Origin of the sequence: Pseudomonas sp. NBRC 111131 (assembly GCF_001320525.1) — a bacterium.
In the GTDB taxonomy this organism is placed as follows: domain Bacteria; phylum Pseudomonadota; class Gammaproteobacteria; order Pseudomonadales; family Pseudomonadaceae; genus Aquipseudomonas; species Aquipseudomonas ceruminis.
This window is the reverse complement of the sequence record NZ_BCBH01000006.1, coordinates 48,461-63,062: the sequence shown is the minus strand read 5'-3', so window position 1 is coordinate 63,062 and position 14,602 is coordinate 48,461. Positions and strand designations below refer to the sequence as shown.

The following is a 14,602-nucleotide window of genomic DNA, read 5'->3' as shown; positions in this document are numbered from 1 at the left end:
CTTTGCCATAATGACAGGCATGCTAGCCGGTTTCGGGTGTCCGGCCTTATAGTGCGCCACCGCACTGCGGCCTCGCCAGGCACGGCGCCCCATGCATGAATCAATCCCTGCCATCGCCAGCCCAATAGCAGGACCATCGCTTGACCAATCTCAATCAACCGTCTTCGCTGCGCCTCGCCAAGCCGGCCCCGGCCGCGTCGCTGCGCGGCTCGATAAAAGGCGCGCTGGCCCTGCTTGCCTTGGTTCTGCTGGGTTTGCTGCTGTGGCAATTGTTCACGCAGTTTCGGCACACCCAGGCCGACCAGCGCCAGCAGACCCTGGACGCGAGCGCGGAGCTTGCCGACCACCTGAGCCTGAAAATGGCGCTCAAGGCCCAGCAGGCACTGAATGTGGTGCAGCCGTATGTCGACGCGCCGTCGCCCGCTGCCTTGCCAAGCCTGCTCGGTACCCTGCGCGAACGGTTGCCGACCCTGCGCGAGCTGGCGTGGCTGGACCACAACGGGCAAGTGCGCAGCGACAGCCTGGCCGTTACTGCTGACCGGCAGTTGATTGGCGAGATGCTCGAACTGAACCAGGGTCACGCCTACTTTTTTGCCAATTCGCCCGACAACAGCATCGTTTACCTGCTGCTGCGCCAGCCCATCGAGCAGGGCCGAGGCTATTGGCTGCTACGGTTTTCTGCCGACTACTACCAGGCCCTTACCGCCCACCTGGACGACCCCGGCCACCCGCTGTGGCTGCTGGAGAACAGCCGCAGCGGTACTGTGCTCGACCGCCATGCGCCAGTGCACAGCAGCGGTGAGCCCCTGCAAAGCGTGATGCTGGCCTTCGTCGACAACAGTGCCTGGCAGTTGCGCGGGCTGTTCGATGCCGGCCTGGCCCGGCAGAAGCTGTTGCCCGCGCTGCTGGGCAAATGCATGCTGGTGTTGTTCTGCGCCCTGCTGCCGGTGCTGGCGCTGATCAACATGCGCCGCCGCCAACGCGCCCTGCAGGAAGATCGCCGACGCTACCAGGAAATTTTCGAGGGCACCGGCGTTGCCCTGTGCGTGCTCGACCTCTCCAGCCTGCCTGGCCAACTCGACCGTTACCACCTGCGCAACCACGCAGCGCTCAAGCAGAGCCTGGCCCTGGACCCCAACCTTCGCCGCTCACTGCTGCTCGAACTGAAGATCACCGAGATCAATCAGGTGGCGCGCCAGTTGCTCAACATCGAATGCCACCAAGGTGCCTGGCTCCGGCTGATCGAAGGGAGCGGCGATGGCGGCGACAGTGTGGGCATGCAACTGATCGACGCCCTGATCGAACAGCGCCCGCTGCTGGAACTGGAAGTGCGCTTGCCGGCACCGCTGGGCGGGGAGTTGCACCTGTGGCTGATGGCGCGCCTGCCCCAGCAACGGCGTGATTACCAGGCGGTGATCCTGAGCATCAGCGACATCACCAGCCGCAAGCAGGTGGAGCTGTCGCTGCTGGAGCGCGAAAGCTTCTGGTCGGACGTGGTGCGTACCGTACCTGACCAGTTGTATGTGCAGGACGTGCTCAGCCAGCGCATGATCTTCAGCAACCGCCACCTCGGCCAGACCCTGGGCTACAACCGTACTGAGCTTGCGCAGATGGGCGACCGCTTCTGGGAGTTGTTGCTGCACCCGGAAGATGCTCAACACTACCAGGCCCTGCGCCAGCAACAGCGTGACAACGGCCACGCCCATCCGCTGCATTGCCAGCTGCGCTTCCGCCACCGTGACGGCAGCTGGCGCTGCTACGACATCCGTGAGCAGCTGCTGACCCGCGACAGCGACGGCCTGGTAACCCGCATCATCGGCGTGGGCAAGGATGTCACCGTACAGATCGAAGCCAGCCAGTCGCTGCGCGACAGCGAACAGCGCTACCGCATGCTCGCTGAAAGCATCAGCGACGTGATCTTCTCCACCGACAGCCAGTTGCAGCTCAACTACGTCAGCCCCTCGGTGCAGGCGGTGCTGGGCTACCAGGCCGAATGGATCTTCGCCAACGGCTGGCAATCGATCATCGCCAACCCGGCCCAGCTCACCGGCATCTACAGCCTGATGGAGCGGGTCAGCAAGGCCATGGGCGACACACAACAGCTGGCTCACCTGCGCCGCGACCTGCCCACCCAGCTGTTCCTGTTCGACTGCCTGCGCGCCGATGGCCGCAAGATCCCCATCGAGCTGCGCCTGGTGCTGGTGTGGGACGACAACGAACGCTTCGAGGGCGTACTTGGCGTTGGCCGCGACATCAGCCAGCAACGCCGTGCAGAAAAAGACCTGCGCATGGCCGCTACGGTATTCGAGCATTCCACCTCGGCCATTCTCATCACCGACCCTGCCGGCTACATCGTGCAAGCCAACGAAGCGTTCAGCCGGGTCAGTGGCTACGCTGTGAGCGACGTACTCGACCAACTGCCCGGCATGCTAACGGTCGACGAGCAACAGGAAGGCCACCTGCGCTACGTGCTCAAGCAACTGCACCAGCGCGGCAGCTGGGAGGGCGAAGTGTGGCTCAAGCGCCGCGACGGCGATCGCTACCCGGCGTGGGTCGGCATTACCGCCGTGCTCGATGACGAAGGCGACCTGGCCAGCTACGTGTGTTTCTTCACCGACATCAGCGAGCGCAAGGCCAGTGAACAGCGCATCCACCGCCTGGCCTACTACGATGCCCTGACCCACCTGCCCAACCGCACGCTGTTCCAAGACCGCCTGCACACCGCCTTGCAGCAGGCCGAACGGCAGAAGGCCTGGGTGGTGCTGATGTTCCTCGACCTGGACCGTTTCAAGCCGATCAACGATTCGCTCGGCCACGCCGCCGGCGACCGCATGCTCAAGGACATGGCCCTGCGCCTGCTGGCCTGTGTCGACGATGACGACACCGTGGCGCGCATGGGCGGCGACGAATTCACGCTGTTGCTGCAACCGCGGGCCAGCCGCGAGATGGCGCTCAACCGCGCGATTCACGTGGCTGAAAACATCCTCGCCAGCCTGGTTCGCCCGTTCGTGCTGGAAAGCCGCGAGTTCTTCGTCACCGCCAGTATCGGTATCGCCCTCAGCCCGCAGGACGGCAGCGAGCTGAGCCAGCTGATGAAAAACGCCGACACCGCCATGTACCATGCCAAGGAGCGCGGCAAGAACAACTTCCAGTTCTACCAGGCGGAGATGAACGCCAGCGCCCTGGAACGCCTGGAGCTGGAGAGCGACCTGCGCCATGCCCTGGAGCAGAACGAGTTCATCCTTTACTACCAGCCGCAGTTCAGCGGCGATGGCAAGCGCCTGACCGGGGCCGAAGCGCTGCTGCGCTGGCGCCATCCGACCCGCGGCCTGGTGCCGCCCGGCGACTTCATCCCGGTGATCGAAGAGCTGGGCCTGGTGGTGGATGTCGGCGACTGGGTGCTGCGCGAGGCCAGCCGCCAGCTCAAGGCCTGGCACAAGGCCAAGGTGCGCGTGCCCAAGGTGTCGGTGAACATTTCGGCGCGGCAGTTCTCCGATGGCCAACTGGGCACGCGAATCGCCACCATCCTCGACGAAACCGGCTTGCCGCCGGCGTGCCTGGAGCTGGAACTGACCGAAAGCATCCTGATGCGCGAGGTCAACGAGGCGCTGCAGATCCTTGCCAGCCTCAAGCGGCTCGGCCTGAGCATCGCCGTGGACGACTTCGGCACCGGCTACTCCTCGCTCAACTACCTCAAGCAATTCCCCATCGACGTGCTGAAGATCGACCGCACCTTCGTCGACGGCCTGCCGGAGGGCGAACAGGACGCGCAGATTGCCCGAGCGATCATCGCCATGGCTCACAGCCTGAACCTGGCAGTGATCGCCGAGGGCGTCGAGACACACGAGCAGCTGGAGTTTCTGCGCGAGCACGGCTGCGACGAAGTGCAGGGTTATCTGTTCGGGCGGCCGATGCCCGCCAGCCAGTTCGAGGCGCAGTTCAGCAACGAGACGCTGTTCATGTTCCAGTGAGCCACCACCTGCGCCACATTCCGGCACAGGCCATGAAGCCGACGCCCCCCTGAAGCGGCCACGAAACCGGACCTCAAAGTCAACTCCCGCCCCCCAGCCAGCCCAGGCGGGGCGCGGGATGCAACATGAAGCCCATTGGTCCGCGACTTGATGCCAGTTCATATGCCAGGCGCGAATCAATCGGTTAGAATGCCCCCCCAATTCAGCCCGATCCTTGAGGACCGCCATGTTCAGCCGTGATTTGACCATTGCCAAGTACGACGCCGAGCTCTTCGAAGCCATGCAGCAAGAAGCTCTGCGCCAGGAAGAGCATATCGAGCTGATCGCTTCGGAAAACTACACCAGCCCAGCCGTCATGGAGGCCCAGGGTTCGGTCCTGACCAACAAGTACGCCGAAGGCTACCCAGGCAAGCGTTACTACGGTGGTTGCGAGTACGTCGACGTTGTCGAGCAACTGGCCATCGACCGCGCCAAAGAGCTGTTCGGCGCCGACTATGCCAACGTCCAGCCGCACGCTGGCTCCCAGGCCAACGCCGCTGTCTACCTGGCCCTGCTGTCGGCCGGTGACACCATCCTGGGCATGAGCCTGGCCCACGGTGGTCACCTGACCCACGGTGCTTCGGTCAGCTCCTCGGGCAAGCTGTACAACGCCATCCAGTACGGCATCGACGCCAACGGCCTGATCGACTACGACGAAGTCGAGCGCCTGGCGGTCGAGCACAAGCCGAAGATGATCGTTGCCGGCTTCTCGGCCTACTCGCAGGTTCTGGACTTCCCCCGCTTCCGCGAAATCGCCGACAAGGTCGGTGCCTACCTGTTCGTCGACATGGCCCACGTTGCTGGCCTGGTTGCCGCTGGCGTGTACCCGAACCCGGTACCGTTCGCCGACGTGGTCACCACCACCACCCACAAAACCCTGCGCGGCCCACGTGGCGGCCTGATCCTGGCCCGTGCCAACGCTGACATCGAGAAGAAGCTGAACTCCGCTGTCTTCCCAGGCGCACAGGGCGGCCCGCTGGAGCACGTCATCGCTGCCAAGGCCATCTGCTTCAAGGAAGCCCTGCAGCCTGAGTTCAAGGCGTACCAGCAGCAAGTGGTGAAGAACGCCCAGGCCATGGCCAGCGTGTTCATCGAGCGTGGTTTCGACGTCGTTTCCGGCGGCACCCAGAATCACCTGTTCCTGCTGTCGCTGATCAAGCAGGAAATCTCCGGTAAGGACGCCGACGCTGCGCTGGGCAAGGCCTTCATCACCGTCAACAAGAACTCGGTGCCTAACGACCCACGTTCCCCGTTCGTGACTTCGGGCCTGCGTTTCGGCACCCCGGCCGTCACCACCCGCGGTTTCAAGGAAGCCGAGTGTAAAGAACTGGCCGGCTGGATCTGCGACATCCTTGCCGACCTGAACAACGAAGCGGTCATCGACGCCGTGCGTGAAAAGGTCAAGGCCATCTGCAAGAAGCTGCCGGTTTACGGCAACTGATTGGCACTTGCCTGATCTGAAAGAGCCCGGCCTTGTGCCGGGCTCTTTCGTTTCTGGGCAGCCGGGCAGCAGGCGTCACCGCTTGTGACCCGGCGCTACCCAGCACAAATCTGCCCGGCCCTGCGCCGTCCGTATTACCCTGTGCGCCTTCTTTCACCGGGAACGCCCCAGGACCCAGCCTTGACCAAAGAGCAACTCGAAACCAACCAGATTCCCCTCTACTTCGCCGCCGTGCTCGCCGCCATTGCCTTCGGCCTGCTGGCCAGCGACGCCGCGCGCCACCTGCAAGCCCTGGTCACGCCGGCCATCGCGGTGCTGATGTACGCGATGTTCTTGCAAATCCCCTTCCTTGACCTGCGCCAGGGCCTGGGCAACCGACGCTTCATGGCCGCCCTGCTGCTGGCCAACTTCGTCCTGGTACCCCTGCTGGTGTGGGCCTTTACCCGTGGCCTGGTGGAGCACCCGGCGATCCTCATCGGCGCCTTGCTGGTGCTGCTCACCCCATGCATCGACTACGTGGTGGTGTTCACCCACATCGGCAAAGGCGACTCACGCCTGACCCTGGCCGCCACACCCGTGCTGCTGCTGGTGCAACTGCTGCTGTTGCCGGTGTACCTGGCGCTGATGCTCGGCGAGGGCAGTGAAGTGACGATCGCGATCGCCCCCTTCGTGGAAGCCTTCGTGCTGCTGATCGTGCTGCCGATGATCCTGGCCGTGCTCACCAGTGCCGGGGCACGCCGCTCACGCGCCGTGTCAGCCTGGAACGACCTCTGGGGGTGGTTGCCAGTACCGGCGATGGCCGTGGTGCTGGTGGCAGTGATCGGTTCGCAGATTGCCGTGGTGCTACGCGATTTCGACCGCTTGCTGCCGGTGATCCCGGTGTACATCGGCTTCATGCTGCTGGCCCCGGTGCTCGGCTATGCCTCGGCGCGGCTGCTGCGCTTGCCGGTTGCACAGGCACGCTCAGTGACCTTCAGCGCCGCCACCCGCAACTCGCTGGTGGTGTTGCCGCTTGCGTTGGCACTGCCTGACGACCTGCGCGGGTTGGCAGCAGCAGCGGTCATCACGCAAACCCTGGTGGAGTTGGTCTGCGAGCTGATTTACGTGCGGGCCATCCCCGCACTGGTTCGACGCAACCCACGCTGACATCGCGCCAAGCGTTTACGCGTCCCACTTGAGAAACCCCACCAGCGCCCTGAGGGGCGCTGGCAACTGGCGCCGTCCGGGGTAATACAGATAAAAGCCCGGAAACGGCTGGCACCAGTCATCAAGCACGCGCACCAGCTTACCGCTCGCAAGGTGGCTGGCCACGCAGTCCTCCAGCGTGCAGGCGATACCTGCGCCCTCAATGGCGGCGGCAACCTGCAAATCCGAATCGTCCAGCGTGATCGACCCAGGCACCAGAACCTCGATGGCCTCCCCCTCCCGAACAAAGGGCCACTGGTACAGGGCTCCGCTCTGCCTGAAGCGGTATTTGATACAGGTATGGCTCGCCAGGTCTCGGGGCGTGCGGGGCGGCTTGTGGGCCGCAAAGTAATCGGGAGCGCCGACAATCGCCAAGCGCAGGTCGCCTGTCACGCGCACGGCGACCATATCGCCCTCCAGGCTTTCTCCAAGCCTGATGCCCGCATCGAACCCCTCCGCCACGATGTCGGCAAAGCTGTCCTCGGTCCTCAACTCCAACCGAATCGCTGGGTTGTCCCTGGCAAAGCGGGCAAGACGCGGCATCAGCAGGCGGGCCGCGAACTTGGGCAGGTTCAGCCGAATAGCGCCAGCCGGCTGCGCGGCGGTGCCGCTTGCCTCATCCAGCGCCCCGCGAATCTCGGTGAAGGCAGGCGCAATGCGCGCCAGCAGCGCAGCACCCGCCTCGGTAAGCCCAACACTGCGGGTGGTTCGATTCAGTAGACGTGCGCCAAGGCGCTCTTCGAGGCTGCGCACGGTGTGGCTCAGGGCGGAAGGCGACAGGCCCAGCTTTGCAGCGGCCCGCCTGAAACTGCGCTCCTGCGCTACCGCCACGAAGGTTTCCAGCTCTGCGAATGCTGTACCACGCACAATTGTTGACTCCGGCTCATCAAGTCATGCAATTGTAGGCTGATTGTTCACTGATGACTGCGCCTGCATGCTTAAGCACCTCTTCAGCGTACAAGGCCCAGGAACGCATCATGAGCAACGAAACTGCAACCCCCCTCCTCAATACCCGCCTGCAAGGGCAGGTCGTACTCGTCACCGGCGCAGGCAGCGGTATTGGCCACGCAGCAGCCCTGGCCTTCTCACGGTCGGGTGCAACCGTCGCGCTGGCCGGGCGCCGCACAGCACCGCTGGAAACCGTCGCACAGCAGATCACTGCCGCCGGTGGCCACGCCGAAGTCTTCAGCGTTGACCTGGCCGACGCAGACGCCCCTGAACACCTGGTCGGCGCCGTGGTCGCACGGTTTGGCCGCCTGGACGCCGCCTTCAACAATGCTGGCACAGCCCCCTATGCGCCGCTGGAACAGGTCACGGCTGAGGACTTCGACAGCGTGTTTGCCACCAATGTGCGTTCGGTGCTGCTGCTCATCAAACACGAAGTGGCAGCGATACGTGCCGGTGGCCGGGGCGGCGCGATCGTCAACACGTCGTCCATTGCCGCCTCGGGCGGCATGGCGGGCATGTCGATCTACTCTGCGAGCAAAGGGGCCGTGGACGCGATGATTGCCACCCTTGCGCTTGAGGTCGGCGCTGACGGCATCCGCATCAACAACATCCGGCCAGGCGTTACCCGCACGCCGATTCTTGCTCAGGTTCCCGAACAAGCCCTGGCAGCATACGCAGCCCATGCCGCCCTCAAACGCGTGGGCGAACCCGACGACATCGCCGACGTGGCCGTGTGGCTGTGCACAGACCAGGCGCGCTTCATCACGGGGCAATCCCTGACCGTAGATGGCGGGTTCAACATCGCGGGGCTTCGATAAATACAGGTTCAGTGTGGCAGGCAGGCGCGCACGCTAGCGGGGTTGTGCCTGCCAATCAGGCTCACCAGCCCACAAGGCAACGCGCCCCGCCACTGCAGGTAATCATGCCCCGCCGGGTTTTCCACCGCCTGCACTTCGTACCCCTTGGCCCGCAACACATCGCGCAGGTGCCGGTTGGTATCCAGTATCGTCGGCCCCTCGAACAGCCCCGCCTGCAGATAGAACCGCACCGGCTTGCGCGGCGCATTGACGTATTCACGGGTCAGCCAGCCCGGCTCTTCGCCTGCTCTGGCCCACCAGTACGACCCCGACAGGCTGAGCACGTTGCCGAACAGCTGCGGATGCATCAGGCCCAGATAGGCCGAGGCCAGCCCGCCATAGCTGGAGCCGGCGACCACGGTATTGGCCGCTGCCGCACGCAAGCCCTGCTCACGGGCCCACGGCATCAACTCATCGGCCATGAAGCGGGCGAACAGCGGGTTGGGTGGCAGCTCCTGCTGGCGGCTGAGGTCGCTGGGGTTGGCGATGATCAGTGCCGCCGTCTGCGGCAGCAGCCCATCGGCGATCAGGTTGTCCAGTAGCGTCGGTGTCGGCACCTGGCGGGTGTAGGCGTGTGCGTCGAACAGCACCAGCAGCGCCTGGCCGGCAGCGTTGGGGTGCCAACCGGCCGGGCGATACAGGTAGATGTCACGCTCGTTACCCAGCACCGCACTGGCCAGGCGCTTGCGCTCGAGCGTGCCGCGAGGTACGTCGGCCCGTACTGCCGTCCAGGGCTGCGGTGGTGCGTCGGGCAGCTCCAGGCGTGAGCGCGACAACCAGGGGTCGCCGCTGCTGTCGGCGAAGGTGGCGGGGTTGAGCGGGTCGCGTCGCGTGCTGGCAAGGATCACCCGACGGTCGTCCGACGCGGGTACGTCCGGGGCCAACTGGTAGCTGAGGCGGGTGCTGGCCGGGACTTCGAAACTGCGGTACCAGACGTCGCTGGTACCCAGGCGTTCGAGCGATTCATGGCGCCCGGAAGGTGCGCCAAACATCCGCACGTTGCGTTGCGCGCCGCGCCACAGGAACGTCACCAACCGCTGCTGCGGCTGCCCTGCAAGCGGCTCGACCATGGGCGTGCCCTCGGCTGTACGTGCAGCCCAGAAGGCCTGGGTGTCGCCGCCTTGTTCAAGCTGTGTTGCCAAAGCGGCCAAGGTCGGGCTGGCCAGGCGTTCGGGGCTGCGCCGCTGCTGCGCCAGCGGCAGCACCTGGTCCAGGCGCAGGCTGAAGCGGGCAGCCGGGCGCTCGCTCAGTGCCTCTGCGCGAAGGCCGTAGTGGCCTGCGCTGTCGGCCACGAACAAGAAATCGCGGGGCTGGTCCTGGCCGTCGATGAGCAGACGCAGTGGCCTGCCCTGCGGGTCGAGCAGGCGCAGGCTGACGTCGCCGTCGACCCGCCCACGGACCAGCTCGCCGGCCTGAAGATTGACGCGCCAAAGCGCATCACCCGTAGTGACTTGGCCGTTGACCGCCTGCCCAGCCTGCAACAAGGGCGCCGGTGCCGCCTGCGCCGTGGCTGCGCAGGCCCAGGCCAGCAGCAGGGCGCAGCCGATGTGGTGGATGCTGTGCATGGTTACCTCAGAAGTCGACGCTGGCAGACAGCTTCAAGGTGCGCGGTTCGCTGACCGTGGCGTAGCCGGGGTTGAACACACCCGCCCAGTAGGCACTGTTTTCGACGTTTTCCAGGCTGGCGCGCAGGGTCACGTCCTTGCTCAGCACCCGGGTGGCATAGCGCACCCCAAGGTCGTAACGCGTCCACTGCGGGATCTTCAGGGTGTTTTCGTCGTCCAGGTACTGCGAGCTGCTGTGGATACCCAACGCCGTCAACGTCAGGCCCTGGACCCAGGGCAAGTCCCATTCGGCGCCGAGGTTGGCCGACCACTGCGGCACCCCACGGGCGGTGTTGCCGTCCAGGGTGCCATTGGCGGTCTTGCTCAGTTCGGCGCGGGTATAGGTCACCCCACCCAGCAGGCGCACACCCGGGGCGGCTTCGCCAAACATGTTCCATTCCACACCACGGTTTCGCTGCTCGCCATCGTCGGTGTACCAGAACGTACTGCCGCTGGTGTTTTTCACCATGCTCGGCTTCTCGATCTGGAACACCGCCAGGGTATGGCTGAAGGTGCCCAGGTCCCACTTGATGCCGGCTTCCATCTGCTTGGCCACGTAAGGCGCGAACTGCTCGTCCTTGTTCAGCGCGCCGACCTCGGTCACCGTGCCACCCTGGGTCAGGCCTTCGATGTAGTTGGCGTACAACGACACCGGCGCATCCCAGGGCTTGACCACAATGCCCAGGGCCGGGGTGACTTTGCGCTCGTCATAGGCCGACGGCTTGCTCATCTTCTGCCGCACGCGCTGGGCGCGGGCGCCGAGGGTCAGCAGCACGCGCTCGTCAAGCAAGCCCAGGGTGTCGGCCAAGGCAAAGCTGGACAAGGTATTGTCGCCGGTCTTGACGTTCGAGCCATGGTCACCGGCAATTATCCCCTTGCTGGGGTGGTAGAGGTTGGTGTCGTAGGTGGGGCCGGTGACCGTCGGCGCACGGCCGATGTCCTGGTGCAGCAGCGAACTGCTGAACACCAACTGATGACTGACCGGGCCGCTCATGAAGTTGCCGCGCAGCCCCGCCTCGCCCGAGAGGCTGTGGGTGTAGCCGGCCTGGTTGTAGGTCTGCCCCTTGGCGCTGCCGTCAGGCGCCTGCACGCGGATGCGGGTGCCGTTGAGGAAGCCATCGTAATAGGTGCGTGCGCTGCCGACACTGGCGAAGGCCGCCCAGTCGTCATTGAGCTGGTACTCACCATGCAGCACAACGGCCTTGCTGACCTGCTTGGCGTAAATGCCTTCCAGCACATTGGTGTCGGGCTTTGGGGCCTTGGTCACGTAACCCAGGTCATTGAACCCTGCCATCATCGGGCTGCCGTTATCCAGCTTCTCGTGGATCTCGTAGGCATCCAGCTCCAGCGTGAAGTCATCGCCGCGGTAATCCAGCGCCAGGGCAGCCAGGGTACGGTCCTTGGACTGGTCGTCCACGCCCGTGTCGCCGCTGCCGTACACCCCGTTGAAGCGAATACCGAAGCGGCCATCCTCCGAGCGCCGCCCTACGTCGATATGCTGGGCGAAGAAACCGTCGGACACATAGCTGGTGGTTAGCCGGGTCAACGGCGCATCGCCGGCGCGCTTGGGCACCAGGTTGACATTGCCCCCCACCCCACCATTGGGCGCCATGCCGCTGAGCAGTGCGCTCGGCCCCTTGAGCACCTCTACCCGCTCGAGGAACTCGGTGGGCACGTGGCCATCCGGTGCCAGGCCGTACAGGCCATTGACCGCCAGCTCGGAGGACTCCAGCCCATAACCACGGATCATGAAGTTCTCGTAGGCATGGCCTTCGCCGGTGCTGAAGCGGATCGACGGGTCATTGCGCAGTACCGCCCCCACCGTGCCGCTCTGCTGGTTGGCAATGGTCTGCGAGGTGTAGGCGGTGATGTTGAACGGTGTGTCCATGATGTCGCGGTTACCCAACAGCCCAAGCCGTGCACCACGGGCCACCTGCCCACCAGCGTAGGTTTCGGGCAGGTCGCTGTTGAAGCCAGCGGCGTTGACGTTGGTGGCGCCGAGGGTAACGGCACCGTCTTCGGCCACGCTGCGCAGAATCACCACGCCATTTTGCTCTTCGGCCACCAGGTCGGTACCCGCCAGCAGTTGCTGCAAGGCCTGCAGCACGCTGAAACGCCCGCTCAAGGCCGGTGCCTGGCGGCCGGCAAGCAGTCGGCTATCAGCGGCAATGGCCACACCAGACTGCTGCGCCAGCGCATGAACGGTGGCTTCCAGCGACTGGCTCGGCAGGTTCAGGGCCAACGGCTGGCTGTCGGCCAGGGCCATGCCCGGTGACAGCAGGCTGCCCAGCGCACAGGCCAGGGCCAGGTGACGCAGCGGCGTGGGGACTCGGGGGGTAGCGAACGACATGAAGGGTCCTTGCTCAAGTGGGTTCACTGTTGATGACGCCGTTCGCGCGGCTTACCCCTCAAAACGTTTTCAGCGCGGCAACAGCCGCACCCTGCCCTGCCGCTCGTCCAGGCGCACCGGCAGGATGCGCGGCAACGCCGCCAGCAGTTTCTGTGGCTGGTCACTGGGAAAACTGCCCGTCAGCCGCAGCCCGGCCACCTCCGGCGCAAGCGCCACCGGCTGAGGCAGGTAGGCATTGAGTTCGCCGACTACCTCGGCCAGCGACTGGTCAGTGAAGGACCACCAGCCACGCTGCCAGTGATCAAGGTCCGGGCCGAATTGCGCGCCCTTTTGCAACTCGCCCAGATGGCCCTGGCGATCAATATCGACCCGCTCCCCGGCCCCTAGAATGCGTTCGCCACCGTGCAGGTCCCGCACATGCACCTGCCCGCGCGCCACCGCAACGAACACCTGGTCGCCCCGGTCGCTGACCGTGAACGCGGTGCCCAGCACCTGCACACTGCCCACCCGGGTACTGATGAGGAACGGCCGCCACCACTCGTGGGCGACGTCGAACAGGACATTGCCGTGGAGCAGCAGCACCTGGCGCTGGCCATGGTCGAAACGGATACGCAGGTTGCTCTGGGCCGCCACCAGCAGTTGGCTACCATCGGGCAGGGCCAACGCCCGCGGCGCTTCGCCGTGGGCGCTCATCAGGTCCTGCTGGAAGGCCGCGGTGCGCTGGAACATCCAGCCCAGCCAGCCGCCTGCCCCCAGCAGCAGCGCCAACGCGCCGCCCTGGCGCAGCAGGCGCCGGCGGCTTGGGTCATAAGGCTGCGGCGCAATCGCCCCGCGCAGTTGTGGCGCCAGGCGGTGCACCAGTTGCCAGCGCTGCTCGGCCTCATGCCAGGCGCGCTCATGCTCATCGCTCTTTTGCCGCCAGCGCAGCGCCTGGCCACTGACCTCGCGCACCCGCGCAGGGTCGTCCCCGTGCATGGCCGCCAGGTAGACCAGGGCTTGCTGCACCTTGCGCGCAGCCACCGGTTCAACCATGACGGGCGGCCAAGCGCAGTTCAGACAAATCGAACACCGCACGGGCGATATGCAGCTCCACCGCCTTGGCCGACAGCCCCAGTGCCTCGCACACCTCACGGTGGCGCTGCCCATGCAGCCGCACCCGCACGAACACCTCGCGGCGCAGGCGTGGCATGCGCTCGACCAGCGCGATCAGCTGTTGCAACTGCTCGCGCGCAATGAGGATGTCCTCCACGCTCGGGCTCAGCCCATCGACCCGCACCAGCCAGTCCTCCAGGGCCGCCAACTCGGTGCCCCGGCGCCGGTGCTGGTCGATGCACAGGTTGCGCGCCGCCTGGAACAGCAAAGCCCGGGCGTTGAGCACCGGCGCATTGAGGGCATAGGCATAGGCCTGGGCAAAACTGGACTGGGCGATATCGGCGGCGTCGTCTGGGTTGCGCAGCCTGCCGCACAGGTAACGGCGAAGGTCAGCGTAATGGGCCAGCAAATCATCGACGACTGACTGCAAGGCCGGCGCGGGGCCGCTCCAGGGGGGGTGGAAGGATGTCATGGGAAGTGAGCGTTGTTAATAGGAATTCCTATCATTCTCACACATGGGGTCGGCAGGTCGCTAGGCTCTGCATGAAATCCCGGCAGGAATGCTCAAACCGCGCAACGTTCAGCGAGGTTGCAATACTGCCCCTTGAAATACAGCAGTGGCTGCGCGGCAGCAGCTTCCTGCAGGTTTAACGCCTTCACCTCTCCAATGACAATCAGGTGATCACCCGCCACGTGCTCAGCGTGGATCTCGCAATCAAGCCAATGGAGGCTGCCGACAATAATCGGGTTGCCCAGCGGTGATTCCTGCCATTCGACGCCGTGCCACTTGTCCGTGCCTCGCCGAGCGAACTGGTTGGAAATCCTGACCTGCTCACCGGACAGGATATTGACCGCAAATCGGCCTGCCTGACGCATTCTGGGATAGCTGGCCGAACTCGCCATTACGCTGAATGACACCAGCGGCGGGCTCATCGAAACGCTATAGAACGACTGGCAAGTGAAGCCAATTGGTTCGGCATCAATGTGCGAGGTAATCACCGTGATACCGGAGGCGTAGTGCCCGAGCGCTTCACGAAAGCTCGACGGCGCGATAGCAGTACCGGGTAGTGGCATGGTAGATCCTGGGTAATGGGGGCACTCGGATGCGTCGGGGA

10 protein-coding genes are annotated in these 14,602 nt (G+C 64.9%); 4 read left to right on the top strand and 6 right to left on the bottom strand.

What is annotated here, in order from left to right:
- Positions 1-140 precede the first annotated feature (140 nt).
- From APH34_RS08075 to APH34_RS08065, 3 genes are all read left to right on the top strand, one after another.
- Complete coding sequence (locus tag APH34_RS08075) at positions 141-3,971, top strand: bifunctional diguanylate cyclase/phosphodiesterase (RefSeq protein ID WP_054900659.1); 3,831 nt, start codon at positions 141-143, stop codon at positions 3,969-3,971.
- Positions 3,972-4,197: 226 nt separating this feature from the next.
- Complete coding sequence (glyA, locus tag APH34_RS08070) at positions 4,198-5,451, top strand: serine hydroxymethyltransferase (protein ID WP_054900658.1); 1,254 nt, start codon at positions 4,198-4,200, stop codon at positions 5,449-5,451.
- Between the two features lie 180 nt (positions 5,452-5,631).
- Positions 5,632-6,597, top strand: coding sequence for an arsenic resistance protein (locus APH34_RS08065; RefSeq protein WP_054900657.1), 966 nt, complete (start codon positions 5,632-5,634; stop codon positions 6,595-6,597).
- Between the two features lie 15 nt (positions 6,598-6,612).
- Here the strand turns inward: APH34_RS08065 and APH34_RS08060 are convergent, their stop codons facing one another.
- Positions 6,613-7,503 (bottom strand): LysR family transcriptional regulator, encoded by an 891-nt coding sequence (locus tag APH34_RS08060; RefSeq protein ID WP_054900656.1) that lies wholly within the window; start codon positions 7,501-7,503, stop codon positions 6,613-6,615.
- A gap of 110 nt (positions 7,504-7,613) precedes the next feature.
- Between APH34_RS08060 and APH34_RS08055 the strand changes: the two genes are divergently transcribed.
- Positions 7,614-8,402 carry an SDR family NAD(P)-dependent oxidoreductase gene (locus APH34_RS08055; RefSeq protein WP_054900655.1) on the top strand — a complete coding sequence of 263 codons (789 nt, stop codon included), beginning with the start codon at positions 7,614-7,616 and terminating at the stop codon, positions 8,400-8,402.
- A gap of 8 nt (positions 8,403-8,410) precedes the next feature.
- Here APH34_RS08055 and APH34_RS08050 read toward each other — a convergent pair whose 3' ends face one another.
- The 5 genes from APH34_RS08050 to APH34_RS08030 form a co-directional block, all read right to left on the bottom strand.
- Positions 8,411-10,006, bottom strand: coding sequence for an alpha/beta hydrolase-fold protein (locus APH34_RS08050; RefSeq protein ID WP_082422741.1), 1,596 nt, complete (start codon positions 10,004-10,006; stop codon positions 8,411-8,413).
- Between the two features lie 7 nt (positions 10,007-10,013).
- The gene (locus APH34_RS08045; RefSeq protein WP_054900654.1) at positions 10,014-12,395 is read right to left on the bottom strand and encodes a TonB-dependent receptor; all 2,382 of its coding nucleotides are present in this window, start codon (positions 12,393-12,395) and stop codon (positions 10,014-10,016) included.
- A 69-nt stretch (positions 12,396-12,464) separates the two neighbouring features.
- Positions 12,465-13,427 (bottom strand): FecR family protein, encoded by a 963-nt coding sequence (locus tag APH34_RS08040; RefSeq protein WP_054900653.1) that lies wholly within the window; start codon positions 13,425-13,427, stop codon positions 12,465-12,467.
- The gene (locus APH34_RS08035) at positions 13,420-13,959 is read right to left on the bottom strand and encodes an RNA polymerase sigma factor (protein ID WP_054900652.1); all 540 of its coding nucleotides are present in this window, start codon (positions 13,957-13,959) and stop codon (positions 13,420-13,422) included. The genes APH34_RS08040 and APH34_RS08035 overlap by 8 nt, the downstream gene beginning before the upstream one ends.
- 92 nt (positions 13,960-14,051) lie before the next feature.
- The gene (locus tag APH34_RS08030; RefSeq protein ID WP_054900651.1) at positions 14,052-14,561 is read right to left on the bottom strand and encodes a flavin reductase family protein; all 510 of its coding nucleotides are present in this window, start codon (positions 14,559-14,561) and stop codon (positions 14,052-14,054) included.
- Positions 14,562-14,602 lie beyond the last annotated feature (41 nt).